Below are 24,872 nucleotides of genomic sequence, written 5' to 3'. Positions count from 1 at the left end.
CCCATCAGCTGACGTGGACATCGGGCACGTACTGGATCCAGCGGCCGCCCGACTCCCGGAACCCCTGCTCCTTGGCCATGATCTCGTCCGCGTGGTTCCAGGCGAACAGCAGCGCGTACGGCGGGTACGGGTCGGCGAACGCCTCCGCCGGCCGGACCGGGATGTGAGTGCCGGGCGTCAGGCGTCCCTGTTTCGCCGGCGTCGTGTCGCACACGAACGAGACCAGGTCGCGGTCGATGCCGCAGAAGTTGGTCACCGTCGCGCTCTTGGCCGTGGCGCCGTAGCCGACGACCTGCTGGCCCTCCTCCCGCAGCCGCCGCAGCAGCGCCTGCAGATCGGCCAGGACCCGGGCGGTGTCGGCCGCGAACCGCCGCAGCGTCGGCAGGTCCGACAGTCCCTGGGCCCGTTCCGCCTCGATCAGGGCGCTGACCGCGTCCGACGGTGGCCGGGCGCCGGCCCGGGCGATCGTGTAGCGGACCTCGCCGCCGTGCACCGGCAGCCGCTCGACGTCGACGAGTTCCAGGCCGAAGCCGGCCACCATCGCCTGCACGGACCGGGCGGTGAAGAAGAAGAAATGCTCGTCGTAGATCTGGTCGAACGACGTCTTGGCCACGATGTCGCCGAAGTAGGGGTCCTCGAAGACGAAGATCCCGTCGTCGGCGAGGAGCCGGTCCACGCCCTCGAGGATCGAGCGCATGTACGGGATGTGGCAGATGGTGTTGGCGGCGAAGATGACGTCGGCGGGACCGTCGTTGTGCTGTGCCGCCGCCGCGCTCTCCGCGTCGAAGAAGTCGGTGAGCACGCGGACCCCGTGCTCCATCGCGGCCGCGGCCACCTTGCCCGACGGCTCGAACCCCAGATGGCGCACGCCCGCGGCCTTGACCGTCCGCAGCAGCACGCCGTCGTTGCTGCCGATCTCGACCACGAACGGATCGGGCTCGTCGGCGCAGCGGGCCAGCAGGGCGCGCGCGGTCGTCTCGAAGTGCTCCCGCATCACCGACGAGCCGGACGAGTAGTACGGGTAGTCCTCGTGGAACATCAGATCGCGCGGCACCTGCTCGACCAGCTGCACCATCGTGCACGACCGGCAGACGCCGACCGCGAGCCGGTAGAAGAACTCGACGGCGAGGTCCTGCTCGGTCAGGAACGCGTCGGACAGCGGCTGGCGGCCGAGGTCCAGGAACTCCTCGACCGCACCGTCGCAGATCTGGCAGATGGGGGGCATGGGCACTCCTAGGTCTGGTCGGTGACGGCCCGGGCGCTGACGTAGTCGTTGTCGCGCCGGCGTTGCAACGCCTGGGCGGTGAGGTAGCTGACGCCGTCGGGGTACGAGTACGGCTGCATGAACCAGCCCGCGCGCACGTCCCGGACGAGGCGGGCGAGCGGATGCGTGGCGGTGTAGGCCGCGCCGCCGACGATCGTGACGCTGTCGTTGACGATGCCGAGGGACAGCTGGTTGACCGTCATCTTGGCGCACTGGAACGGGGTCATCATCCGCCGTCCCCGTTCGGCCGGGTCGCTCTCGCCGGTGCCGTCATCCTGGGCGGCGGTCAGCGCGGCACCGGCGGTGGCGCGCATCGCGTACAGCCGGGCCTCGATCTCGGCCAGGAGCGTGGCTGCCGCGGCCGGGGGTTCGCCGGAGCCGGCGGCGAACCGGCCCACCGCGATGTCCCGGGCCTCCTGCGCGATCCCGCAGTAGATGCCCAGCATGGTGACCGAGCTGACCGTCTGACCGGCCAGGACCGCGTCGTTGTGGCCGCCGACCGGCCGGCGGGACAGGATGGCGTCCTCGGCCACCGGGCAGTCGCCGAACGCGACGTCGCACGTGCCGGAGGCGCGCATGCCCAGGCCGTTCCAGTCCTCCAGCACGGCGAGGCCGGGCGTGTCCCGGGGCAGGACGACCACGGTGAGCGCCGGTTCGCCGTCGACCCGGGTCTGGGCGTGCACGACGAAGTGGGTCGCGACCGGCGCCATGCTGACCAGCATCTTGCGCCCCGACAGCGCCCACCGGCCGGCGGCGTCCCGGCTGAGCGTGGTGACGCTGCGGGGGTGGTCCTTCACGGCGCCGCAGATCGCGGCCTCGCCGCCCGCCATGGCCCGCAGCAGCGACTCGGCCAGCCGCCGGACCGGCGGCTCGCCGTGGCGCCACTCCCAGGTGAGCGTGAGGCCCCGGCTGAGCTGGACGTGCCACGCCAGCGCGGTCGCCGCGTCGGCGGCGGCGACGGCGGCCAGCCCGGCCGCCACGTCGTGCAGCCGGGTGACGCCCAGCCCGCCGAGTTCGGCCGGCACCGTCGCTCCCATCAACCCGTCCTTGGCGAACGCGGCGAACGTCTCGACGGGGAACGCCGACCGCTCGTCGTGCTCCCGCGCCTCGGCCCGGATTCTGGCCAGGTGCGGCTCGATCAGGTCGAGCAGCGCGCGTCCCTCCTTGGTGCGCGGCACCCGCACCGCATGCTCAGTCGACATCGCGTGTCCCTCCGTGATGGCGGTCAGAACCGCACGGCACCGGTGTTGATCACCGCAAGCAGGGTCCGGGCCTGCACGTTGACGTATCGGCTGTACCGGGCGAGGGAGGCCAGCTGCCCGGGGGTGACCCAGCGGTAGCCGGCCGGCGGCTCCGTCGGGGCCTCGTGCTCGTCGGCGTTCACGACCATGTACCGGCTCTCGGCCCGCAGGAACCGGCCGCCCTCCTCGCAGTGCCGGGCCTCGTAGCGGATCCGCTCCGGTCCGGCCCGCAGCACGGTGTCCAGGAACGGCGAGCGCTGCCCGGTGAGCGGATCCACGTGATAAGCGGGCTGGTTCTGCACCGTCGGGCCGAGCTCGACGGCGTCCAGCAGCCCGCCCTCGGCCCGCGCCTTGACCAGCAGGTGCGGCACCCCACCGAACGAGCGGCACAGGAACGCGTGCACCCCCGGACCGTCCGGCTCGATCAGCGGCTGCGTCCAGGCCGTCACCTCGCGGTTGCCGGCCTCGACCGCCACCGCCACCACCCGGAAATAGTGTTCACGGTGGTGGTCCAGCTCGGTGTCGCTGCGGGTCCACCCGTCCAGCCCGTCCAGCGGCACGAGCGCCGCGCGGATGCGCTGCCGGGACCGCTCGGTGGTCAGCCACGACAGCAGGCCGGTGTCGGAGTCCAGCGCGCCGGCCTCGTCGTGGACGGTGGGCGCGCAGGCGAGCACGGTGCGGGCGTCCATGTTGACGACGTTGTCCTGCCGGAACAGCTCCCCGATCTGGCCCAGTGTCAGCCAGCGGAAGTCGTCGTCCAGCGGCACGTCGTCGTCCGTCTCGACGATCATGTTGCGGTTGGACTTCTGGAAGAACCACGAGCCGTGCTCGGACTGCAGGACGTCGGCCAGCACCCGGTGCCGGTGGAGCTGGGTGAAGTAGTCGAGGTACCGGACCGGGGCGCCGTCGTGCACCCCGGTGTAGTTGCTGTGCGTGGCCTGCACCGTCGGCGAGAGCTGGAGCAGGTTGGTGTTGCCGGGCTCCATCTTCGCCTGCATCAGGAAGTGCAGGATGCCGTCGAACTCCTTGGCCAGGATGCCGAGGATCCCGATCTCCGGCTGCACGATGATCGGCTGCTGCCAGATGGGGGTCGGGTCGTCGGCGGCGCTGACCGCCAGCCCTTCGATGGTGAAGAAGCGGCCGGTGCGGTGCCGGAGGTTTCCGGTCTCCTGGTCGAAGTCCCAGCGGTCGAGTTGGGCGAACGGGATCCGCCGGACCCGGAACTCGTGGGCCCGGCGGCGTTGCGCGAACCACGCCGGCACGTCGGCGGTCCGCAGGGACACGCCGGACGTGGCGGCGGCCGAGCGGGCGAACCGGCCGGGAAGCTCGCCGTCCTCGCGCGCCTCAAGCAGGATCTCGGTGGCCATCGGACCGCCCTCAGTTGGCCGGGCTGTTCTGGTACGCGGCCAGGCGCCATTGCCCGTCGTCCTCCTTGACGACGACCCAGGTCGCACGGATGGCCTGCGCGTCGCTCACCTGGGTGTCGCCCGAGGCGAGCACGCCGCCGTAGGTGACGATGACCGCGAGGTTGTCGCGGACGCGCAGGTCGAGTGGCTCCCCGGTGACCCGGGTGCCGAGGTAGGGACCGGCGAAGGCCTTGCTCATGAAGGCGTTGATGTCGTCGCGCCCCTTGAGGAACTGGCCCGGCAGGATCATCGTGCCGTCGGCGGTGAAGACGTCGGCGAAGGCGTCCGCATCCTGCGCCGCCCACGCGGTGACAACGCGTTGCGGGACGGCGGCGACGGCGGCGGCCTGGTTGGCCTGGTCGGCCTGGTTGGACTGGTTGGTCTGGTCGGTCGAAACTTCGGTGGTCATGCGTGGACTCTCCTCAGTGGAGTAAGGACACGGCAGTGCCTTCAGTCTGCACAGCCGCAGTCCGCGTGGGCTTCTTCCGTTGTGCGGCGAGCGCACCGCAACGTCGAAGTGGGCGCCCGTGCGGGACCGCCGGGAGAATCGATCCGGGAAGGAGCAGCCGATGTCTGCCTATGACGTTGATCCAGCCACGATGGAACCCCGCCAGTTCGCGCGACTGGTGAAGGAGACGCCGAACTCCGAGCTGCAGCAGATCATGCGGGGCGATCATCGCACCCTGTACCTCGACGGCATCTTCACCCGGATGGCGACGCTGTTCCGGCCGGACCGCGCCGGTGCACTCGACGCCGTCATCCACTGGAACATCGGCGACCGCCCGGGCGGTGGTGCCGACACCTACGAGATCGTGATCGCCGACGGCACCTGCGCGCTGTCGGAGGCACCGCGCGGCAAGCCGCGGCTGACGCTGACCGTCGGATCGATGGACTTCCTCAGGCTCATCAGTGGCAACGCCCACCCGATCGCGATGTTCATGATGGGCAAGATGAAGGCGTCGGGAGACATCCCCCTGGCCACCAAGATTCCCAGCCTGTTCGACATCCCCAAGCCCTGACGTATCGCGGCACGGCTGGAGCCGGCATCGGGTAACCGGTGCCGGCTCATGCCGTTGGGTCGCGCGAAGCGCGATGCCGGAGCGCGTCAGCCGTGGCGGTAGCGCAGGGCCGCGTGGTGCGTGTAGGCCAGGTGACGCATCGCGGTGAAGGCCACGCCGAGCATCACGCTGCGCACCACGGCCGCGGCCCGGTCGGTCCGTTCGGCGTCGGCGCCTGCGTCGTGGTGCGGCAGCAGGTCGAGGTCCTGGACCGCCAGGCGGTCGGCTGCCTCCGCGTAGGCCAGGAAGAAGTCGCTGTCGCAGGCGCCGCCGAGCTGGCGCAGGACGCCCAGGGCCTGCCCGAGCCGTTCCCGGCTCGGCGCGTCCGGCCCGACCTGCCAGCCGAGCCGGCCGACCAGATCATCCACTGTGGACCCGGTGGCCGGCTGGGCGGCCATCTCGTCCACTGTGGACTCCGTGGCCGGCTGGGCGGCGGGATCGGGCTCGGGCTCCCGGCCCAGCAGAACCCGGGCCACCTGTTCGTACAGCTCCGGCACCGGCAGCGTGTCGTCCTCCAGGACGCCCAGAATCTCCCGCACCGTGGACAGGTCCAGCCGGCTGATGGTGGTGAACGCCTTGATGAGCCGTAGCCGCCGCAGGTGCGCCGGCCCGTATTGCGCCTGGTTGCGCCCGGTCGCCCGGCCCGGCGGGAGGAGCCCCTCGCGCAGGTAGAACTTGATGGTCGGGACCGGCACGGCCGAGCTACGGCTGAGCTCCGAGATCCGCATCGCGCTCCTCGATTCCCGTCAGGCTGCGCGCCGCTCCCCGGGCACCAGCGCCGCCGCGCGGTCGCTGGACTGCGCGGCCGCTCCGGCCCGGGCCACCGCCGCCTCGCGCGAGTTGAGCAGGGCGAGCAGGACCGGCGGGTCGATGACCTGGATCGGCTTCAGCGCCAGGTCGATCTGGACCGCGGTGTCCCGGCGGATGGTCAGCGGGCCCTCGGTGCCGACGCACACGGTCGGCACCTGCGCGCGGGCCTCCGGGCAGACGCTCGTGGACTGGGCCAGCAGGTACCAGGCACCGACCGGCACCGTCTCGAAGCAGAACGGCCCCGGACGGTTGAGCACCACACAGCGAGCCGGCAGGCCCTCCGGGATCCGGTCCGGGAACAGCCCGACGAAGATCTGGTCGTCGGCCTCGGCGCACGGCGCGTCGATGTCGCCGTACACCCGGGCGTTGGACACGGCGGCGAGCTGGGTGGGCGGGTTGGTGGGGATGCGGCCGCCGAAGCCGATCTGCCGGCGGTACGTCGTCGGGGACATGCCGACGCTGCGGCTGAACCGGGAGCTGAACGTGCCGATGCTGTTGTACCCGACCCGCAGGCTGATGTCCGCGACGTTCAACGACGTGGACACCAGCAGCTGCTTGGCCCGTTGCAGGCGCAGGGCGGACAGGAAACGCCCGGGCGAGACGCCGGTGGATCGCTGGAAGATACGGGTGAAGTGGAATTTGCTGAACATGGCGGCACGTGCGATGTCGTCGATGGTCAGCTGTTCGCCGAGGTTCTCCTGCATGGTGTCGATTGCCCGCCGTACCGCCTGCTCTGCCGGATCCACAATGCCTCCGCTCACTACCGATGCGCCCGCTTCCATACATCGAGTGATGTCATCACTCCGTTTGGACGCTATCGACAGCGGCACACCCGCAGCAACTCTGTGGACTGGGTCTGGCAGATGTTCGCAATCGTGAAGATGTCCTGGTTCGGCAGATGAACGGTTGGGTAGCACCTGGACGAACGGACGATGTCCGAGATGTATCGAAGGGCTCACGCCCTCGCGGCCACCGCCCGCAACGACGAGCTTGTGCCTTCCGGCAGGTCGCCGATGTAGGTGACGGCGACACCCCGCTCCTGCGCCGTCCGGACGATGCCGGCGACGGCCCGCTCGGCGAGCGCGGCGATGGTGAGCGCGGGATTCACGGTGAGCGCGCCCGGCACCGCCGAACCGTCGGTGACGAAGATGCCGGGGTGCCCGCGCAGCTCGTGCCGGTCGTCCAGGGCCGACGTATCCGGGTCGTCACCGATGCGGCAGGACGCCAGCGGATGCACGGTGTAGGCGCCGACGAGGTCGTTGGTCCACGGCGCCACCTTGGCCAGCCCGTCGCGCTCCAGGATGTCCTTCACCGCCGCGTCGGCGAGGTTCCAGCCGCGCCAGGTGTTGGCCGTCGGCCGGTACCGCAGTGGCCCGTGGCCGAGCATCTGCTGCGAGAACCGGTGGGCGTTGCCGGTCTCCGGCGGCGGGCCGAACACGCCCTCGTTGTCGTCCTCGGACATCGTGAAGATCGTCAGCCAGGACTGCCAGCGCCGCAGCATCTCCTTCTTGCCCACGCCGAACCATCGCGGGTCGCTCTCGTCCGGCGTCTGGGCCAGGATCGTGCCGAGCCCCGGCGGGAAGTACAGCTGCTCGAGGGAGAACCGCTCGAACTCCGGAAGCGCTCCGTCCAGGCGGTCCCAGCTGGCGACGGTGGGACCCCGCCCGATCTGGTTGGCCGCGTAGGCCTGCCCGTCGCCGCGCGTGAGCCCGAGCACCTCGCGCACCCGGTCCTCGTCGAACACCGCGGTGTTGAGCCGTTCGCCGTTGCCGGAGAAGTACCGCCCGGTCGCGTGCGGCATCGCGCCCAGCGTGTCTGCGGAGCGTTGCAGGATCACCGGTGTCGCCCCGGCGCCGGCCGCGACGATGACCACCTTGGCGTCGATGGCACCGGCCTCGTGCAGGATGCGGTAGTCCGAGTCGTCCACGACGCGGAAGTGCACCCGGTAGCCGCCGTCCTCGTTGCGCGTCAGGTGCTGCACCTCGTGCAGCGGCCGGACCTGAGCGCCGTGCGCCACCGCGGCCGGCAGGTAGTTCAGCAGCAGTGAGCGCTTGGCGTCGAACCGGCAGCCCGCCATCATCCAGTTGCAGTTGGTGCACCGGTCCACGTCGACGGCCGCCGGCGAGGGGTTCGCGGTGTGTCCGGCGTGCGCGCAGGCGGCGGCGAACAGCCCACCGGCGTAGGGCACCCGGTCCCATGTCTGCATCGAGACCGGCAGCGCCTCGGACACCCGGTCGTACCACGGGTCCAGCGCGTCGCGGGTGATGGACGCCGGCCACATCCGGCGGCCGATGCTGCCGTGGCGCTCGAACACGAACCCGGGCGCCCGCGGCATCGTGGCGAAGTACACGACACTGCCGCCGCCGACGCAGTTGCCGCCGAGCACGCTCATCCCGTCGCCGACGACGAAGTCGAACACCCGCGTGTAGGACGAGCCGAGCTTGAAGTCGTGCTCGAACTCCTCGCCGGACAGATGCGGGCCACGCTCCAGCACGACCACGCGGGCCCCGCCGGCGGACAGGTGGTAGGCGGGGATCGCGCCGCCGAAGCCGCTGCCGATCACCACCACGTCAGTCGATTCGATACTGCTCATGCGGGACTCCCGGTGGCGGTCGTGTCGGGGTGCAGGTCGGCGAGCGGGCGGCCGTAGGAGTACTCGGGGAAGCGGTTCAGCCCGTCCTCCCCCGGCGGCTCGAAGCCGATGGTCAGCAGTCCTGGGTGCCCGGCGGCGAAGGCCTCGGCGGTGCCGAGGTGGCTGGCGCTGTCGAAGGCCATGTTGCTGAACAGGGCGAGCCCCACCCAGACCTGCTTCTCCGGGTGACCCGGCGTGGTGAGCTGCTGCACCAGCGCGGCCCGATGCTCGTACGGCAGCGACACGAACGCCGGCACGCCGTCGTCCAGCGCCACGCCGTTCGCCTCGGCGTAGTCGGTCGCGTGCTCGTTGAGCCCGAGGACCAGCGCGTCGAGCGCCTCGGAGATCCCGCCGGCCGGCTCCTCGAGCAGCTGCAGGGCGCCCGAGGCGACGGCGCCGCCACCGGACGCGACGCCCGCGACCGCCCGGTCGTCGGGCGAGCGCTTCTCGCCCGGGACGATCGTGTCGGCGAATGCCTCCAAGGTGGCGACCCTCGCCGGATCCTGGTTCTGCGCTTCGGTTTCCACAGCATCGCCTCCTGTACAGGGTCCTCCCATCGTCACGGCGTCCCGACAGTGGCGGCATCTTCTGCCTTGCGGTCGCGGGGGTTCTGTGCCGGTATTCCCTCTTGCGGTTCTTGCATTGTGCGCACTCGCCCGCGGCGCGTTGCAAGACTTCGACATCGATAAATACTTGAACGGCGTCGCGCCGGACGACGGAGGCGGGAAACCCGCACTGCCGAAGAAGACTGCGCACCGGCACCGGGGAAACACTTGGGTGCAGCCAACCTACGCATCGAGGAGTTCGCATGAGTATGTGGCGGTCACTGCGGCGGCGGGTGCTCACCCCGGACGTCAGCGAAACCAGCCTCGCGGTACGCGGCTTCCACGTGAAGAACGCCGAGGCACGCGACCGGCTGGAAACCGTCGGCCGATCGTTCCTCACCGGATACGCATACGCGGCCGAGGCCGCGCATGACCTCGACGCGGAGGTGGGCCTGGAAGGCGTGCCGGCACCGTTCCGCGGGTTCGCCTACGAAGGCGCCGCGATGGGCTTCGGCGTGCGCGACGGCCTGCCCCTCGGCGGGACCCGGCACGTCGAGACGTTCCTGACCGGCCGCGCCGCCCGGCATGTGTACATGGCCTACGTCGGTGTCGGCTGGGCGATGGCACGGCTGCCACGGTTGCGCTGGTCCACCCTGCACGCACCGGACCCGCTGCTGCGCTGGCTCGTGCTGGACGGCTACGGCTTCCACCAGGCGTACTTCAAGACGGACCGGTACGTGCACCAGCACTACCGCGAGGTGGACTTCCCGTGGCCCGTCGGCGGGCCGGCCGGGTACGCCGCCCGGGTCATCGACCAGGGTGTCGGCCGGGCGATGTGGTTCGTCGGCGGCACCGACGCCGAGCGCGTCCACGAGATGATCCAGCGGTTCCCGGCCGACCGGCACGCCGACCTCTACAGCGGCGCCGGGCTCGCGGCCACCTACGCCGGCGGCGCGGACGGCGCCGAGCTGGAATGGTTCCGCGACGCCGCCGGTCCGCACCGCGCCGATGTCGCGCAGGGCGCCGCGTTCGCCGCCGGCGCCCGGGTGCTCGCCGACCTCGTGGTGCCGCACAACGAGGTCGCCACGAAGGTGTTCTGCGGCATGTCCCCGGCCGAGGCGTCGCAGGTCAACGACGAGGCGCGGATTGCAACGACCGGGCTGCGCGGCGACCAGCCGGACTACGAGGCGTGGCGGCAGCGGATCCGGGGCGTGTTCGAACGGGAGGGCGACACAGTATGACCAGAATCGCAGTGGTGGGTATGGCATGCCAGTACCCGGACGCACGGTCCCCGCGCGACCTGTGGGAGAACGCGCTCGCCGGGCGGCGGGCGTTCCGGCGGCTGCCCGACGAGCGGATGCGCCTGGAGGACTACTGGGACGCGGATCCGGCCACCCCGGACCGGTTCTACGCGCGCAACGCCGCGGTCATCGACGGCTACGAGTTCGACCGGATCGCGTACAAGATCGCCGGGAGCACGTACCGCTCCACGGACCTGACGCACTGGCTCGCGCTGGACACCGCGGCGAAGGCCCTCGCCGACGCCGGGTTCCCGATGGCCGAGGGGCTGTCCCGGCAGCGCACCAGCGTCGTGGTCGGCAACAGCCTCACCGGCGAGTTCACCCGCGCCAACCAGATGCGGCTGCGCTGGCCGTACGTGCGGCGGACGCTGGCGGGCGCGCTGCGGGAGCAGGGCTGGGACGACGATCGGCTCGCCACGTTCCTGGCGGGCTTCGAGGCGACGTACAAGAGCCCGTTCCCCGAGATCGGCGAGGACTCCCTCGCCGGCGCCCTGTCCAACACCATCGCCGGGCGCATCTGCAACTACTTCGACCTCAAGGGCGGCGGCTACACCGTCGACGGCGCCTGCTCCTCGTCGCTGCTGTCGGTCGCCACGGCCTGCAAGGCGCTCCTGGACGGCGAGGTCGACACCGCCGTCGCCGGTGGCGTGGACCTGTCCATCGACCCCTTCGAAATCATCGGGTTCGCCAAGACCGGCGCGCTGGCCACCAGCGAGATGCGCGTGTACGACCGGGCGTCCAACGGCTTCTGGCCCGGCGAGGGATGCGGCATGGTCGTGCTCATGCGCGAGCCGGAGGCGGTGGCCGCCGGGCACCGCATCTACGCCTCGGTCGCTGGCTGGGGCATCTCCTCCGACGGCAAGGGCGGCATCACCCGCCCGGAGGTGAGCGGCTACCAGCTCGCGCTGCGCCGGGCGTACGGCCGCAGCGGTTTCGGCATCGAGACGGTGGGCCTGTTCGAGGGCCACGGCACCGGCACCCGCGTCGGCGACACCACCGAGCTCACCGCGCTGTCGCAGGCCAGGTCCGCCGCGGACCCCGATGCCGCGCCGGCCGCGATCGGCTCGATCAAGGGCATGATCGGCCACACCAAGGCGGCCGCAGGGGTCGCCGGGCTGATCAAGGCGGCGATGGCGGTGCACCACGAGGTGCTGCCGCCCAGCGTCGGCTGCTTCGAACCGCACGAACTGCTCGGCGGCGAGTCGTCGCTGCGGATGCTGCGCAAGGCCGAGCCGTGGCCGTCCGGCGGGCCCGTGCGGGCCGGGATCACCGCCATGGGTTTCGGCGGCATCAACGCGCACGTCGTGCTGGAGAGCCCCAAACCGCGCCGCCGCGTGCCGTTCGACAGCCGCACCAGGGCGCTGGCCGCCTCGGTCCAGGACATGGAGCTGCTGCTCGTCGACGCGGACTCCGACGGTGAACTGGTCGAGCGGCTGCACCGGCTCATCGACTTCGTGTCCGGCCTGTCCTACGCACAGCTGGCCGACCTCGCCTTCACGCTGCACCGGGAACTGCGCGACCGGCCGGTGCGGGCCGCGGTCGTGGTCTCCTCCCCCGACGACGCCGCGGAACGGCTCCGCAAGGTCTGCGAGGCCGTCGAGGCCGGTGAGACGCGCATGTTCTCCCCCGACGGGCGCTGCCTGCTCGGCCACGTCAGCGGCCCGCGCCGGATCGGCTTCCTGTTCCCGGGCCAGGGCTCCGGCCGCGGCACCAGCGGCGGTGCGCTGCGCCGCCGGTTCGCCGAGGCCGAGGAGGTCTACCTGCGCGCCGCCCTGCCGACCGGCGGGGACGTCGTGGCGACCGAGGTGGCTCAGCCGCGCATCGTCACCGGCTCGATGGCAGGCCTGCGGGTGCTGAACACGCTCGGCATCGAGGCGTCCGTCGCGGTCGGTCACAGCCTCGGCGAGATCGCCGCCCTGCACTGGGCCGGCAGCCTGGACGAGGACGAACTGCTGCGGATCGCCGCCGTGCGCGGCCGCACCATGGCCGAGCACAGTTCGTCCGGCACGATGGCGAGCATCGCCGCCTCCCCGGAGGTCGTCGAGCCGCTCATCGCCGCCGTGCCGGTCGTCGTCGCCAGCTACAACGGCCCCACCCAGACCGTCGTCGCGGGCACCGCCGACGCCGTCGCGGCCGCCTGCGACAAGGCCCGCACCGCCGGGCTCGGCACCACGCCCCTACCGGTCTCGCACGCCTTCCACTCCCCGCTCGTGGCGCCCGCCGCCGACGCGTTCGGCGCGATCCTGCGCGAGGAGCACTTCGCGCCGGTCGACCGGCAGATCGTGTCCACGATCACCGGCGACGTGCTCGCCCCGGACACCGACGTAGCCGCGCTGCTGCACCAGCAGATCACCGACCCGGTGCTGTTCAACCAGGCGGTCACCCTGGCCGCCAAGGACGTCGACCTGTTCGTCGAGGTCGGCCCGGGCCGGGTGCTCAGCACACTGGCCGAACAGTCGACCAACGTGCCCGCCGTCGCGCTGGACACCGACGACGAGTCGGCCGCCGGCCTGCTCGGCGTCGTCGGGGCCGCCTACGCCATCGGCGCCGCGAGCGTCGACGCCGCGCTGTTCCACGGCCGGCTGGTCCGGCCCCTGGAGGTCGGCGCCGAGTTCCGGTTCTTCGAGAGCCCGTGCGAGCAGGCGCCGTCGGTGACGCTGCCGCAGCACACCGGCCCGGCCGGCGCGACGCCGCCGGCGGCACCCGGCCAGGAGCGGGCCGAGTCCGGTGAACCGGTCGTCGAGCAGCTGCGCCGCATGGCCGCCGAACGCGCCGAGCTGCCGCTGGACCTGGTCCAGCCGGACAGCCGGCTCCTGGACGACCTGCACCTGAGCTCGATCACCGTCGGCCAGGTGGTCAACCAGCTCACCCAGCAGCTCAACGTGCCGGCCACCCAGCTGCCGACGAACTTCGCCATGGCGACGATCAGCGAGCTGGCCGAGGCGCTGGACACACTGGCCACGACCGACGGCACGGAGGCGGCCGCCGGGACCGACGGCGGTGCGGCCGCGGCCGAGGTGGCCGGCGCCGCGCCGTGGGTCCGCGCCTGGCGGATCGACCTCGACGTGACCGACCGGCCCGCACCGGGCGCGGCCGGGGAGCGAGGACAGTGGCAGGTGTTCGCCGAGAGCGACCACCCGTTCGCGGAACGGCTCGGCGCGGCCCTGGACCACGCCCGGCTCGGCGACGGGGTGCTGGTCTGCCTCCCGCCGCAGTCCAGCGAGGCGGTGCTGCCCTCGGTCCTGTCCGCCGCCAAGGCGGCCCTGCGCGGCGGACCCGGCACCCGGTTCGTGCTCGTCCAGCACGATCGGGGCGCGGCCGGCCTGGCCAAGACGCTGTCGCTGGAGGCGCCGCAGGTGCGCACCACCGTCATCCACACCGGCACCGACGTGGATGTCGACGTTCTTGTCGCCGAGGTGTCCGCCACCGAACGCTTCGCCGAGGTGCACCTCGACGCCGACGGCAGCCGCCGCGTGCCCACGTTGCGGGCGCTGCCGGTGCAGGCCGACCGCACCGAGGCCTACCTCGACACCGGCGACGTGCTGCTGGTGACCGGCGGCGGCAAGGGCATCTCCGCCGAGTGCGCGCTGGCGATGGCCGTGGACAGCGGCGCCGGCCTGGCGCTGCTCGGCCGCTCCGACCCGGCCGAGGACCGGGAGCTGGCCGCCAACCTCGAGCGCATCGCCGCCGCCGGCGTGACCGTGCACTACGCCCGCGCCGACGTCACCGACCCCGGGCAGGTCCGCCGCGCTGTCGACGAGCTCACCGGGGCGCTGGGCGGGATCACCGCGATCCTGCACGGCGCCGGGCGCAACGAGCCGGCCGGCATCACCGACCTCGACACCGACGCCTTCCGGGCCACGTTCGCGCCCAAGGTCGACGGCCTGCGCACCGTCGTCGACGCGGTCGGCGGGGACCAGCTGAAGCTCCTGGTGACGCTCGGCAGCATCATCGGCCGGTCCGGCCTGCGCGGCGAGGCGCACTACGCGACCGCCAACGAGTGGCTGGCCGACCTGACCACCGAGATCGGGCGACGCCACCCCGGCTGCCGCAGCCTGTGCCTGGAGTGGTCGGTCTGGTCCGGGGTCGGGATGGGCGAGCGGCTGTCGGTCGTGGAGGGCCTCACCCGCGACGGCATCACGCCGGTCACACCGGACCAGGGCGTCGCCGTCCTTCGCCGGCTGCTGGTCGACCCGGCCACCCCGCCGGTCGTGGTCATCAGCGGGCGCACCGAGGGCATCGACACGATCCGGCGCGACCTGCCCGACCTGCCGCTGCTGCGGTTCCTGGGGCGGCCGCTCGTGCGCTACCACGGCGTCGAGCTGGTCACCGAGGTCGAACTGAGCGTCGGCACCGACGTCTACCTCGCCGATCACTTCCTCGACGACAACCTGCTCTTCCCCGCGGTGTTCGGGATGGAGGCGATGGCGCAGGTCGCCGCCGCCGTCACCGGCACCGACCCGGACGAGCCCGGCGCCGCGGTGCCGGTCATCGAGGACATCCGCTTCGAACGGCCGATCGTCGTGCCGCCGCACGGCCGGACCACCATGCGCATCGCCGCGGTGGTGACCGACGACGACACGGTCACGGTCGCCATCCGCAGCTCGGAGACGGCCTTCGCGGTCGACCACTTCACCGCCCGCCTGGGTCTGCACCGCGGCGGCGCCCCGGACGGGCCGCCCGCGCAGGCCGCCGACGGACTCGCCCCGGTCCCGCTCGACCCGGCCACCGACCTCTACGGCGGGGTGATGTTCCAGGGCAAGCGGTTCCAGCGGGTGCGGCAGTACCACCGTGCCGCGGCCCGCGACGTCGACGCCGCCGTGGCGCCGGTGCCGGGGACCGACTGGTTCGCCGGGTTCGTGCCCGACGGGCTGCTGCTCGGCGACCCGGGCGTGCGGGACGCGCTCATGCACGGCAACCAGGTCTGCGTGCCGGACGCCACCCTGCTGCCCGCCGGCGTCGACCGCATCTACCCGGCCGGCGACCGGATCGCCGGGGACGAGCCGCTGCGCTACTGCGCCACCGAACGCAGCCGCGACGGCGACACCTACGTCTACGACATCGCGCTGCGCGACGACGAGGGCACGGTCGTGGAGCGCTGGGAGGGCCTGCGGCTGCGGGCGGTGCGCAAGACCGACGCGGGCGGGCCGTGGGTGCCGGCGCTGCTCGGCCCCTACCTGGAGCGGGCCTTCGAGGACGTGGCCGGCGCCCGGGTGTCGGTCGTCGTGGAACCCGACGGCCCCTCCCCCGACGCCGCTGACGGCAGCGACGGCGAACGCGGTGAGCACGTGGCCCGGCGGCGCGAACGCACCCGCCAGGCGGCGAGCCGCGTCTTCGGCCCCGGCGTCGAGCTGGCCTACCGGCCGGACGGGCGCCCCGAGGTGCCCGGAGGCCGCACGGTGTCGGCGTCGCACGCCGCCGGGCTCACGTACTTCGTGGCCGGCGACGGCGTGATCGGCTGTGATGCCGAGACCGTGACCCACCAGCCGCCCGACGCGTGGAACCGCATGCTCAACGGGCACGCCGAGGTCCTCCCGGCGATCGAGGAGGCCACCGGCGACAACACCGACACCGCCGCGACGCGGGTGTGGACGGCGATGGAGTGCCTGCACAAGGCCGGCCTGACGACGGCACAGGGCCCGCTGATGCTGCGCGACACCGGCCGGCCCGGCTGGGTCGTGTTCAACGCCGGCGACGCGGTGGTGGCGACGTTCGTCACGACCGTGTGCGATGGGACCGACCCGGTCGTGTTCGCAGTGCTCGCGCAGGGACGGCGGTGATCACCGTGGGCGACTATTACGAGCTGCGCCACACCGTCGGCTTCGAGGAGACGAACCTCGTCGGCAACGTGTACTACGTCAACTACCTGCGCTGGCAGGGCCGGTGCCGGGAGCTGTTCCTCAAGGAGCACGCGCCGGAGGTGCTGGCCGAGCTCCGGGACGACCTGAAGCTCTTCACGCTGCGCGTGGATTGCGAGTTCTTCGCCGAGATCACCGCCTTCGACGAGCTCGCAGTCCGGATGCGGTTGGTGGAGCTCGCCCAGACCCAGCTCGAATTCGGCTTCGACTACGTGCGGCTGGACCCGGGCGGCGGCGAGACGCTCGTCGCCCGGGGCTCCCAGCGGGTGGCGTGCATGCGCGGGCCGAACACCCGCACGGCACCGACCCGCGTGCCGCAATCCCTCACCGACGCGCTCAAGCCCTACCAGTGACACCGTTGCGGTCCAGCAGGAGGTCAAACGTGAAAGTGCACCCCGACCCGGCCGACACGTCGACGCTACGTCAGGTCTTCGGCACGTTCGCCACCGGCGTCACGGTCCTGACCGTCGGCGGCCAGTCCCCGCACGGGATGACGGCGAACTCGTTCACCACCGTGTCGATGGACCCGCCACTCGTCCTGGTGTGCGTCAAACGCGACGCCATCATGCATGACTCGCTCGCCGAGGCCGGCGGGTTCGCGGTCAACGTGCTGGCGTCGCAGCAGGAACCGGTCGCACGGTACTTCGCCGACCACAGCCGCCCGCTCGGGCGCGCACAGTTCGACGCCGTCGAGTGGGCGCCCGGCGAGTGCACCGGCGCGCCGCTCATCGCCGACGCCTTTGCGCACATCGAATGCGACCTGTGGCGCACCTACGACGGCGGCGACCACTCGATCTTCCTTGGGGTGCCGGTGCAGGTGCAGCGCCGCTCCGAGGAGGACGCCCTGCTGTTCCTGTGCGGCCGGTTCTGCCAACTGAACCCGACATCGACGGGATGAACCCATGACCCCAACGACCACAATGGACACCGCCCGGCGCACACCGCCCGGCCCGCCGCGCTCCGCCGCGATGCGGATGCTCATGGTGATGTCCCGCGACCGGATCGGGATGATGACGTCGGCCGTGGACAGCTACGGCGACGCGTCCCGGCTGCCGGTCGGCCCGAAGGAGCTGTACTTCTTCAACCATCCCGACACTGCCAAGCACGTGCTGGCCGACAACGCCGCCAACTACCACAAGGGCATCGGCCTGGTGCACGCCAAGAAGGCGCTCGGCGACGGCCTGCTCACCAGCGAGGGCGAGCTGTGGCGCAAGCAGCGCAAGGTGATCCAGCCGGCGTTCCAGAGCCGCCGCATCGCCGAGCAGGCCGGCGTCATCGCCGCGGAGGCGGGCGCGCTGGCCGACCGGCTGCGGGCGCGCGCCGCGGCCGGGCCGGTGGACGTCCCGCAGGAGATGACCGGGCTGACGCTCGGCGTGCTCGGCCGGACCCTGCTCGACGCCGACCTCGGCACGTTCCGCGGCATCGGCGCGGACTTCGCCGCGGTCCAGGACCAGGCGATGTTCGAGCTGGAGTCGCTCAGCGCGGTGCCGACGTGGGTGCCGCTGCCGCGCCAGCTGCGCTTCCGGCGGGCCCGCCGCCACCTGCAGGGCATCGTCGACCGGCTGGTCGCCGACCGGACCGCGGACCCGGCCGCCGCCGACCGCGTGGACGTGCTGTCGCGGCTCATCGAGTCCGCCGGCCGGGAGAGCGACCCGCGGGTCGGCCGGGAGCGGCTGCGCGACGAGCTGGTCACGCTGCTGCTCGCCGGTCATGAGACCACCGCGAGCACGCTGAGCTGGACGCTGTACCTCATCGACCGCCATCCGGAGGTGCGGGAGCGGTTGCGCGCCGAGGCGCAGGAGGTGCTCGGCGACCGCCTGCCGGTGTACGAGGACCTGACCCGGCTGCGGTACACCTCGATGGTCCTTGAGGAGGTCATGCGGCTCTACCCGCCGGTGTGGCTGCTGCCCCGCAAGGCCCTCGCCGACGACGTCGTCGGCGGCTACCACGTGCCAGCGGGCGCCGACCTGCTCGTCTGCCCGTTCACGCTGCACCGGCACCCGCGCTTCTGGGAGGACCCCGAACGGTTCGACCCGGAACGGTTCAACCCGGACGTCTCGTCGGGCCGCCCGCGGTACGCCTACATTCCGTTCGGCGCCGGGCCGCGGTTCTGCGTCGGCAACCATCTCGGGATGATGGAGGCCGCGTTCGTGATCGCGGTGCTGGCCCGCGACCTGGAGCTGACGAAGCTGCCCTCGCACGAGGTCGTGCCTGAGCCGATGCTGTCGCTGCGGATCCGCGGCGGCCTGCCGATGACGGTGCGCGCCCTGCGATGAGGCGCGGTTCAGGTGGCGTCCGGACTTCTGGTGGCTTCCGGGCTTCTGGTGGCCTCTGGGTGGCCCGGCCCGGCGTCGCAGGCGCCGGGCCGGTTCACGCCGAGGCGGCCTGCATGTCCAGCCGGCGGATCGCCCAGCGCGCGTCGAGCATCGGCAGCAGGACCGGCGGGTCGGTCAACCGCGCCGGGTTGAGCCGCACATCGGCGCCGGTGACGCAGGCGCCCGGACGGACCGTGACCGGACCGCAGGCGCCGACGCGGAGCCCTTCCGCTGGCGGGTGGTCCGCGTCCTGCTCCGGCCCGGCGGCCACGGCGTGCGTCAGCACGTGCCACCGGCCCTCCGGCACCCCGTCGATGCGGTAGGGCCCGGGCGCGGCGAGCACGACGCACCGCACCGGCCGGCCCTGCGGGATCCGATCGCTGAACAGCCCGAGGAAGGTCAGTTCCGAGCGCCGGGTGGGCCGGAACGGTCCGGTCGGACCGCGCAGGACGCAGCCCGTCACCGTGCCACCGGGCTCGCGCGGGTCGTCGCCGGGCTGCTCGACGACCCCGGCGTAGCCGCGCATCCGGCGGTACCTCGAGGGGCACACCCCGACGCTCCGGCTGAACGTGGTGCTGAAGGTCCCGACGCTCGTGTACCCGACCCGGTGGCTGACCTCGGCCACATTCAGCGACGTGGTGATCAGCAGGCGTTTGGCCTCCTGTATCCGCACCGCCGACAGGAACCGGCCCGGGGAGACCCCGGTGACCTGTTCGAAGATTCGAGTGAAATGAAATTTGCTGAACAGCGCGGTGCGCGCTATGTCCTCCACCGTGAGTGGTTCACCGAGACTCGACCGCATGGTAAGGATCGCCCGCCGGACCGCGAGCTCGTTCTGGTTCACTCCGGATGCCCCTAATCCGTTTGACGCGCACGATTCAGCGCAACCTGTGCCGAGAATCACCCGACACCGCAACATTGTCAGCGCAGCCCGCCCTGGACCCACCGCGGACCAGGCCAAGCGATCACACCGACGGCACCGCCGGGTGATCTCCACTGATACTTCTCGATGCTAACGGAGCCCCCCTCGGAGGGGCAAACGCTCAACAGACTGCATCGTCAATCTTCACTATCTGAAATGCCACTGAGCAATATTCGAGATGACGCGGCGACCCGCCCGCAACGACGATTGCTAAGGCCAAGAAATGCGTGTCGCGGTGCGCCGTGCGCCGTGCGCCACCATTCACAAATTGCCCGAGGGGGACTGTTGTCATCACAACCCGTCGGCGTGCTGCGCCGCCTCCTACCCGCGCTCTTCGTCCTCGTCCTCGTCGGTGGGCTCTACGCCTTCGCGCGACTGCCGTCCGCGTCGGCCGAGGACCGCGCGACGATGGCGTCACGGTTCCGCTTCACCGAACTGCCGATCGCGCTGCCGCCAGGGCTACCGCAGCAGAGCGTCCGCAAGGTCAACCCGAAGTACGAACACATCCAGTCATGGATCTCCTCCGTCGGCGCCGCCATCGCGGTCAACGACATCGATGACGACGGCACCGCCAACGACCTGTGCCTGGTGGACACCCGCAGCGACGAGGCCATCGTCACACCCGCGCCGGACAGCGGCGCCACCTACCAGCCCTTCGTGCTCAACCCCGCGCCGCTGCCGATGGGCCCGGCCATCGCGCCGATGGGCTGCACGCCCGGCGACTTCAACAGCGACGGGCGGATGGACCTGCTGGTCAACTACTGGGGCCGCACGCCGGTGCTGTACCTGCACCGCCAGGATGCGGACACGCTCAACCTGGCGGCGTTCCAGCCGGTCGAGCTGGTGCCCCAGGCCGCGACGGCCGACGGGATCTACACCGGTCCACTGTGGAACACCAACGCCGTGGCGGTCGCCGACTTCGACGGTGACGGGCACCCGGACATCGGCGTGTTCAACTACTTCCCGGACACCCAGGTGCTCGACACCCAGGGCCTGCCGAACGTGCAGATGAACCACTCGATGTCCCGCGCCAAGAACGCCGGCGGCGCGCACGTGCTGCGCTTCAAGTCCGCCACCGGCGGCGCCACGCCGTCAGTGACCTACGAGGAGCAGGTGGCCCTCGACCCGCGCTACGCCAGCGGCTGGACCCTCGCCGCGGCCTCCGCGGACCTCGACGGTGACCTGCTGCCCGAGCTGTACCTGGCCAACGACTTCGGCAACGACCGCTTCTTCCACAACACCTCCAAGCCCGGGCGCATCAGCTTCGAGCTCGCCGAGGGCAAGCGAGGACCGCTGACCCCGAAGTCGCTCGTGGTGGGCCACGACTCGTTCAAGGGCATGGCGATCGACTTCGCCGACCTCGAGGGCACCGGCCGCTTCGACATGTTCGTCTCCAACATCACCCAGTCCTGGGGCCTGGAGGAGAGCAACATGGTCTGGCACAACAACGCGGCCACCCCCGCCGACGCCCGCAAGAAGCTGGAGGACGGCGTGGCGCCGTTCGACAACAAGGCCGCGTCGATGAACCTGGCCTGGGTCGGCTGGGGCTGGGACGCCAAGATGGCCGACTTCGACAACAGCGGCCGGCTGTCCATCGTGCAGACGTGCGGCTTCGTCAAGGGCGACATCAACCGGTTCAACTGGCTGCAGGAGCTCGCGATGAGCAACGACCTGATGCTGCAGGAGCCGGACATGTGGCCGAAGGCGGTGCCCGGCGACGACATCTCCGGCTCCAACCCGATGGCGTTCTGGGTCCGCGAGGACAACGGCCGCTACGTCGACCTGAGCCCGGAGCTCGGCTTCGGCATCGACACGCCCACCCGCGGCGTGGCCGTGGCCGACACCAACGCCGACGGCGGGCAGGACTTCGCCGTCGCCCGGCAGTGGGGCGCGCCGGCGTACTACCGCAACGGCAAGGCCGGCAACGACAACTTCCTCGGCCTGCGCCTGTACCGGCCGGCTGAGACCACCACCACCGGGAACACCACCACCGGCACGACCGGCACGGCCACCGACACCACCGGCGCGGCTGAGGGCACGGCCACCGACACCACCGGCGCGGCTGAGGGCACGGCCACCGGCGACGCCGGAAGTCCCGGCACCCCCGCCTACGGCGCGCAGGTCCGGATCGTCACCTCCGACGGCCGCACCCAGGTCGCGCAGGTCGACGGCGGCGGCGGCCACGCCGGCCGGCGCAGCTTCGACGTCTTCTTCGGCCTCGGCACCGCCGGCACGAAGCCCGTCTCGGCCGAGCTGAGCTGGCGCGACACCAGCGGCGCCACCCACCGGCAGACGCTCGACCTGGCCGCCGGCTGGCACGACCTCATGCTGACCGATCAAGCCCGGAAGGTGCAGGCGTCATGACCGACGTGCAAGAGATCCGGACGACCGTCGACACACCGGTCGAACGGCCCACGGAACGACCCGTCGAGAAGGCCGAGCGGCCCGCGCCGCCGCGCGTGGACAAGCGCGACCCGCGGTACCTGGCGCTGCGCAACTTCGCCATCTCGATGAGCATCTTCAACATCCTGGGGTACACCGTCTTCGGCTTCGAGCAGCCGTGGACCTGGCCGCTCTTCGCGTTGGCGGTCGGCTACACCACGGAGATCACCGTCGAGCTGATCGCCGCCTGGGCCAACAAACGGCGACCCGGCTTCGCGGGCAACGGCGCCTGGGGCATGTACACGTTCCTGCTGCCCACGCACATCACCGCACTGGCGGCGAACATGCTGCTCTACGCCAACGACCTCTTCTGGCCGATCGCGTTCGCAGTCGTCGTCTCGGTGGGCCAGAAGGCCGTCCTGCAGGCGCCAATCAAGGGCCGCCTGCGCCACTTCATGAACCCGTCGAACTTCGGCATCACGGTGACGCTGCTCGCCTTCTCCTGGGTGAACATCGCCCCGCCGTACCACTTCACGGAGAACGTGCCGGACGTGATCCGGATCGTCATCCCGGTGGTCATCCTCACCGCCGGCACGATCCTCAACGCGATGCTGACGAAGAAGGTGGCGCTCATCGTCGGCTGGGTCGGATCGTTCGTCATCCAGGCCCTGATCCGGCACTACGTGTGGGACGTCGCGCTCTGGGCGGCGCTGGTGCCGATGACGGGGGTGGCCTTCATCCTCTTCACCAACTACATGATCACCGATCCGGGCACCACCCCGACCAACGCACGCGACCAGTTCATGTTCGGCTCCAGCGTCGGCATGGTGTACGGCGCACTGATGGTCTTCAACGTGGTGTACACCCTGTTCTTCGCGGTGACGATCGTCTGCCTCGCCCGGGGCCTGTTCTGGTGGGGCCGGTGGCTGCTCGAACGGCGCCGCGAACGCCAGACAGCAAAGGACGACGGCACCCTGGAACCGGCGTCCCCGCCGGCCGCGGTCGCCCTGCCCGCCACCCCCTGACCCGTCCCCCAACAGCCCGGCACGGCCGCCCCACAGGCCGTGCCGGGCTTCTCGCGTGCGCCACCCCCAACGGACAAGGTGTTGTCGGTTGCCCCGGCATAATGCGGTGATGTCGTCGTGGACGTTGGCTGCGATCGAACAGGCCTTTTTCGAAGCGTGGAGCGCCGACACGTGCATGCCCGAGGAACTTCCGGCGTGGAGCGTCCGCAACCCGGCACGCGGTCAGTGCGGTCCGACGTCCCTGGTCCTGTGCGAAATCCTCGGCGGTGACCTCGTGCGCGCCGATGTTCACCACACCGGTGTGCGCATCGGCGGCCACTACTGGAACCGCCTGCCGACCGGCCTCGACATCGACCTCACCCGTTGCCAGTTCGACGCGGATGAGGTGGTGGGTGTCGGCTGGGTCGTTGCACCACCGGAGGGCATGCGTCCTGGCCGCTGCGTTGAGCAGTGGGAACTGCTGCGGTATCGAGTCTTCACAGCACTCGGACTGCCGCTCACCCCATCCACGTCGGCGCTCACCTGACCTTGAGCTGGCTGTTCCGGTGCTCTGGATGAGGCTCAGGCCTCGGCATCGCCCGACGTCAGGTCGTACTCGTCGACGTCCAGGACTGCTCCAGTGGCCTGCAGGAAGTCGAGGACCTCGCGGTCGAGATGCCAACCGAACAGGTTCGGGGCATCAGCGGTGGCATCGCTACGGCGGTGCTGCTCGGCCTCCCGGTCGTTGAAGTAGCGCACGACTTCCAGAACGGCGGCAGGCCCTGGCTCCTCGTTGTCCAAGCGAGTGGCGAGTGCGGCGATCGCCGCAGTGTGCGGCGCGAGTCGTGCCAGGACGCGCGCAATCTGCTCGTCAACGCAGAGCCCCGGCTCGCGGCAGACAATCTTCCAACGGTGAAGGACGGGGACGGCGTTGGGCTCGGCGATGCGGCTGCCGCGGACGGTGGTCTCGTCGGGTTCGAGCCCGAGGATGGTTGCCATCTCTGCTGCGGAAGTGCTGCGGCTCGACAGCGCAAAGTAGGCATACTGGTTGACCGGCACGGGTGAAGGATAGGGGCTGTCCTGGTCCGAGGTACCTCATTATCGGACGGGACCTCGCAGGCTCACCCAGCACAGTAGAACCTACCGGGGCCGAGCGCGTTCCGGTATCGGGTGTGAAACCGACTGCGCAGCTCAACACCTGTCGGCTAACTTCGCCGGATGCGTTCCGACGACATCACGGCGTCAGCCGCGGATACCTGGACGCTCGGCGACCGCACCGTCAACCGGATGGGCTTCGGCTCGATGCGCATCACCGCGAACCCCGACCGGGAGCTCGCGATCAGGGTGCTGCGCCGGGCGGTCGAACTCGGCGTGAACCACATCGACACCGCCGCCTTCTACCTCTCCCCTGGCGGCACCCTCAACGTCGGAACCGGCCCGGTCCGTTACGCGACCGATCTGATCCGCCGAGCGCTCGCGCCATACCCGGACGACCTCGTCATCGCGACCAAGGTCGGGCCCGGCGATGACCCCTCGACCGGCTTCTACGAGGCAACCACCGCTGCCCAGTTGCGACGCCAGGTCGAAGAGAACCTCCGCCGCCTCGGCCGCGACCACCTCGACGTGGTGAATCTGCGGATCATGAAGCGATCGGGCCGGGATTCGCTCGCGGAGCGTTTCGGCGCCCTCGCACAGCTGCGTGACGCCGGGCTGATCCGCCACCTCGGGCTGTCCAACGTCCATCTGGACCATCTCGACGAGGCGCAGGCCATCGCGCCTGTCGTGGGTGTCCAGAACAGCTACGCGATCGACATCAACCGGACCGATGACGAGCTCCTCAAGATTTGCGGACAGCGAGGAGTCGCGTTCGTGCCGTTCTTCGCGATCGCCGGCGCGCAGCGCGAGGGCGGCGCGACCCGCGACCACAGCGAAGCCATCCGCGCCGTCGCCGCCGCCCATGCGGCGACGGCGCACCAGATCCGCCTGGCCTGGTCCCTGCACCAGGGACCGCACGTGCTGGCCATCCCCGGCACCGGCGACCCTGACCACCTCGTGGAGAACATCGCTGCCGGCGCGCTGAGACTGTCCGCCGACGAGTTGGCCAGGCTCGGCTGATAATCACCTGCCCACCGTC

Annotated in this window: 20 protein-coding genes; 10 read left to right on the top strand and 10 right to left on the bottom strand. The window is 71.2% G+C overall.

Translation table 11 applies throughout. The features are described from left to right. Window positions 1-4: 4 nt before the first annotated feature. Genes ACFPIJ_RS10875 through ACFPIJ_RS10860 form a run of 4 tightly spaced genes read right to left on the bottom strand, consistent with a single transcriptional unit; the run spans window position 5 to window position 4,320 of the window. A complete protein-coding gene (locus tag ACFPIJ_RS10875; protein ID WP_380114589.1) occupies window positions 5-1,225 on the bottom strand; it encodes a methyltransferase domain-containing protein in 1,221 nt (406 codons plus the stop codon). An 8-nt stretch (window positions 1,226-1,233) separates the two neighbouring features. Then, a complete protein-coding gene (locus ACFPIJ_RS10870) occupies window positions 1,234-2,466 on the bottom strand; it encodes an acyl-CoA dehydrogenase family protein (RefSeq protein WP_380114588.1) in 1,233 nt (410 codons plus the stop codon). A 23-nt stretch (window positions 2,467-2,489) separates the two neighbouring features. Further along, window positions 2,490-3,872, bottom strand: coding sequence for an NDP-hexose 2,3-dehydratase family protein (locus ACFPIJ_RS10865; RefSeq protein WP_380114587.1), 1,383 nt, complete (start codon window positions 3,870-3,872; stop codon window positions 2,490-2,492). A 10-nt stretch (window positions 3,873-3,882) separates the two neighbouring features. Then, window positions 3,883-4,320, bottom strand: a complete 438-nt coding sequence (locus ACFPIJ_RS10860) for an SgcJ/EcaC family oxidoreductase (RefSeq protein WP_380114586.1) — start codon at window positions 4,318-4,320, stop codon at window positions 3,883-3,885. A 160-nt stretch (window positions 4,321-4,480) separates the two neighbouring features. Between ACFPIJ_RS10860 and ACFPIJ_RS10855 the strand changes: the two genes are divergently transcribed. Then, entirely contained in the window at window positions 4,481-4,930 is a 450-nt protein-coding gene (locus ACFPIJ_RS10855) for an SCP2 sterol-binding domain-containing protein (protein WP_380114585.1), read from the top strand. Between the two features lie 86 nt (window positions 4,931-5,016). Here the strand turns inward: ACFPIJ_RS10855 and ACFPIJ_RS10850 are convergent, their stop codons facing one another. From ACFPIJ_RS10850 to ACFPIJ_RS10835, 4 genes are all read right to left on the bottom strand, one after another. After that, entirely contained in the window at window positions 5,017-5,697 is a 681-nt protein-coding gene (locus tag ACFPIJ_RS10850) for a MerR family transcriptional regulator (protein ID WP_380114584.1), read from the bottom strand. An 18-nt stretch (window positions 5,698-5,715) separates the two neighbouring features. Continuing rightward, on the bottom strand, window positions 5,716-6,528 hold the full coding sequence (locus ACFPIJ_RS10845) for a helix-turn-helix domain-containing protein (protein ID WP_380114764.1): 813 nt from the start codon (window positions 6,526-6,528) through the stop codon (window positions 5,716-5,718). Between the two features lie 206 nt (window positions 6,529-6,734). After that, window positions 6,735-8,372, bottom strand: coding sequence for a GMC family oxidoreductase N-terminal domain-containing protein (locus tag ACFPIJ_RS10840; RefSeq protein WP_380114583.1), 1,638 nt, complete (start codon window positions 8,370-8,372; stop codon window positions 6,735-6,737). Beyond that, the gene (locus tag ACFPIJ_RS10835; protein ID WP_380114582.1) at window positions 8,369-8,938 is read right to left on the bottom strand and encodes a DUF5987 family protein; all 570 of its coding nucleotides are present in this window, start codon (window positions 8,936-8,938) and stop codon (window positions 8,369-8,371) included. Before ACFPIJ_RS10835 ends, ACFPIJ_RS10840 begins: the two co-directional genes overlap by 4 nt. Before the next feature lie 281 nt (window positions 8,939-9,219). Here ACFPIJ_RS10835 and ACFPIJ_RS10830 point away from each other — a divergent pair, with 281 nt between their 5' ends. From ACFPIJ_RS10830 to ACFPIJ_RS10810, 5 genes are read left to right on the top strand one after another with little or no spacing between them, the layout of a single operon-like run. After that, complete coding sequence (locus ACFPIJ_RS10830) at window positions 9,220-10,197, top strand: DUF1702 family protein (protein ID WP_380114581.1); 978 nt, start codon at window positions 9,220-9,222, stop codon at window positions 10,195-10,197. Beyond that, window positions 10,194-16,037, top strand: coding sequence for a type I polyketide synthase (locus tag ACFPIJ_RS10825; protein ID WP_380114580.1), 5,844 nt, complete (start codon window positions 10,194-10,196; stop codon window positions 16,035-16,037). Before ACFPIJ_RS10830 ends, ACFPIJ_RS10825 begins: the two co-directional genes overlap by 4 nt. A 5-nt stretch (window positions 16,038-16,042) precedes the next feature. After that, window positions 16,043-16,468: an acyl-CoA thioesterase gene (locus tag ACFPIJ_RS10820; RefSeq protein WP_380114579.1), complete on the top strand. Its 426-nt coding sequence runs from the start codon at window positions 16,043-16,045 to the stop codon at window positions 16,466-16,468. A gap of 29 nt (window positions 16,469-16,497) precedes the next feature. Continuing rightward, window positions 16,498-17,013, top strand: coding sequence for a flavin reductase family protein (locus ACFPIJ_RS10815; protein WP_380114578.1), 516 nt, complete (start codon window positions 16,498-16,500; stop codon window positions 17,011-17,013). 4 nt (window positions 17,014-17,017) lie between these two features. After that, the gene (locus ACFPIJ_RS10810; protein WP_380114577.1) at window positions 17,018-18,391 is read left to right on the top strand and encodes a cytochrome P450; all 1,374 of its coding nucleotides are present in this window, start codon (window positions 17,018-17,020) and stop codon (window positions 18,389-18,391) included. Between the two features lie 94 nt (window positions 18,392-18,485). Here the strand turns inward: ACFPIJ_RS10810 and ACFPIJ_RS10805 are convergent, their stop codons facing one another. Then, window positions 18,486-19,232 (bottom strand): helix-turn-helix transcriptional regulator, encoded by a 747-nt coding sequence (locus ACFPIJ_RS10805; RefSeq protein ID WP_380114763.1) that lies wholly within the window; start codon window positions 19,230-19,232, stop codon window positions 18,486-18,488. Window positions 19,233-19,559: 327 nt separating this feature from the next. Between ACFPIJ_RS10805 and ACFPIJ_RS10800 the strand changes: the two genes are divergently transcribed. The 3 genes from ACFPIJ_RS10800 (at window position 19,560) to ACFPIJ_RS10790 (ending at window position 23,285) form a co-directional block, all read left to right on the top strand. Beyond that, on the top strand, window positions 19,560-21,716 hold the full coding sequence (locus ACFPIJ_RS10800) for a CRTAC1 family protein (protein ID WP_380114576.1): 2,157 nt from the start codon (window positions 19,560-19,562) through the stop codon (window positions 21,714-21,716). Beyond that, window positions 21,713-22,759 (top strand): enediyne biosynthesis protein, encoded by a 1,047-nt coding sequence (locus ACFPIJ_RS10795; RefSeq protein ID WP_380114575.1) that lies wholly within the window; start codon window positions 21,713-21,715, stop codon window positions 22,757-22,759. The genes ACFPIJ_RS10800 and ACFPIJ_RS10795 overlap by 4 nt, the downstream gene beginning before the upstream one ends. A 109-nt stretch (window positions 22,760-22,868) precedes the next feature. Beyond that, complete coding sequence (locus ACFPIJ_RS10790) at window positions 22,869-23,285, top strand: YunG family protein (RefSeq protein ID WP_380114574.1); 417 nt, start codon at window positions 22,869-22,871, stop codon at window positions 23,283-23,285. A gap of 35 nt (window positions 23,286-23,320) precedes the next feature. Here ACFPIJ_RS10790 and ACFPIJ_RS10785 read toward each other — a convergent pair whose 3' ends face one another. Next, window positions 23,321-23,797, bottom strand: a complete 477-nt coding sequence (locus ACFPIJ_RS10785) for a DUF4279 domain-containing protein (protein ID WP_380114573.1) — start codon at window positions 23,795-23,797, stop codon at window positions 23,321-23,323. Between the two features lie 159 nt (window positions 23,798-23,956). On the opposite strand from ACFPIJ_RS10785, the gene ACFPIJ_RS10780 reads away from it, so the two are divergent. Continuing rightward, window positions 23,957-24,853, top strand: a complete 897-nt coding sequence (locus ACFPIJ_RS10780) for an aldo/keto reductase (RefSeq protein ID WP_380114572.1) — start codon at window positions 23,957-23,959, stop codon at window positions 24,851-24,853. Window positions 24,854-24,872 lie beyond the last annotated feature (19 nt).

Origin of the sequence: Dactylosporangium cerinum, from assembly GCF_042653625.1 — a bacterium.
Lineage (GTDB): Bacteria > Actinomycetota > Actinomycetes > Mycobacteriales > Micromonosporaceae > Dactylosporangium > Dactylosporangium cerinum.
This window is presented reverse-complemented; position numbering and strand designations above follow the sequence as displayed.

Excerpts from the sequence above, each read along its gene's own strand:
- ACFPIJ_RS10860 (WP_380114586.1), bottom strand. The coding sequence starts at position 4,320 with ATGACCACCGAAGTTTCGACCGACCAGACCAACCAGTCCAACCAGGCC.
- ACFPIJ_RS10790 (WP_380114574.1), top strand. The coding sequence starts at position 22,869 with ATGTCGTCGTGGACGTTGGCTGCGATCGAACAGGCCTTTTTCGAAGCG.
- ACFPIJ_RS10840 (WP_380114583.1), bottom strand. The coding sequence starts at position 8,372 with ATGAGCAGTATCGAATCGACTGACGTGGTGGTGATCGGCAGCGGCTTC.
- ACFPIJ_RS10850 (WP_380114584.1), bottom strand. The coding sequence starts at position 5,697 with ATGCGGATCTCGGAGCTCAGCCGTAGCTCGGCCGTGCCGGTCCCGACC.
- ACFPIJ_RS10855 (WP_380114585.1), top strand. The coding sequence starts at position 4,481 with ATGTCTGCCTATGACGTTGATCCAGCCACGATGGAACCCCGCCAGTTC.
- ACFPIJ_RS10825 (WP_380114580.1), top strand. The coding sequence starts at position 10,194 with ATGACCAGAATCGCAGTGGTGGGTATGGCATGCCAGTACCCGGACGCA.
- ACFPIJ_RS10795 (WP_380114575.1), top strand. The coding sequence starts at position 21,713 with ATGACCGACGTGCAAGAGATCCGGACGACCGTCGACACACCGGTCGAA.
- ACFPIJ_RS10830 (WP_380114581.1), top strand. The coding sequence starts at position 9,220 with ATGAGTATGTGGCGGTCACTGCGGCGGCGGGTGCTCACCCCGGACGTC.
- ACFPIJ_RS10805 (WP_380114763.1), bottom strand. The coding sequence starts at position 19,232 with ATGCGGTCGAGTCTCGGTGAACCACTCACGGTGGAGGACATAGCGCGC.
- ACFPIJ_RS10810 (WP_380114577.1), top strand. The coding sequence starts at position 17,018 with ATGACCCCAACGACCACAATGGACACCGCCCGGCGCACACCGCCCGGC.
- ACFPIJ_RS10780 (WP_380114572.1), top strand. The coding sequence starts at position 23,957 with ATGCGTTCCGACGACATCACGGCGTCAGCCGCGGATACCTGGACGCTC.
- ACFPIJ_RS10865 (WP_380114587.1), bottom strand. The coding sequence starts at position 3,872 with ATGGCCACCGAGATCCTGCTTGAGGCGCGCGAGGACGGCGAGCTTCCC.
- ACFPIJ_RS10875 (WP_380114589.1), bottom strand. The coding sequence starts at position 1,225 with ATGCCCCCCATCTGCCAGATCTGCGACGGTGCGGTCGAGGAGTTCCTG.
- ACFPIJ_RS10870 (WP_380114588.1), bottom strand. The coding sequence starts at position 2,466 with ATGTCGACTGAGCATGCGGTGCGGGTGCCGCGCACCAAGGAGGGACGC.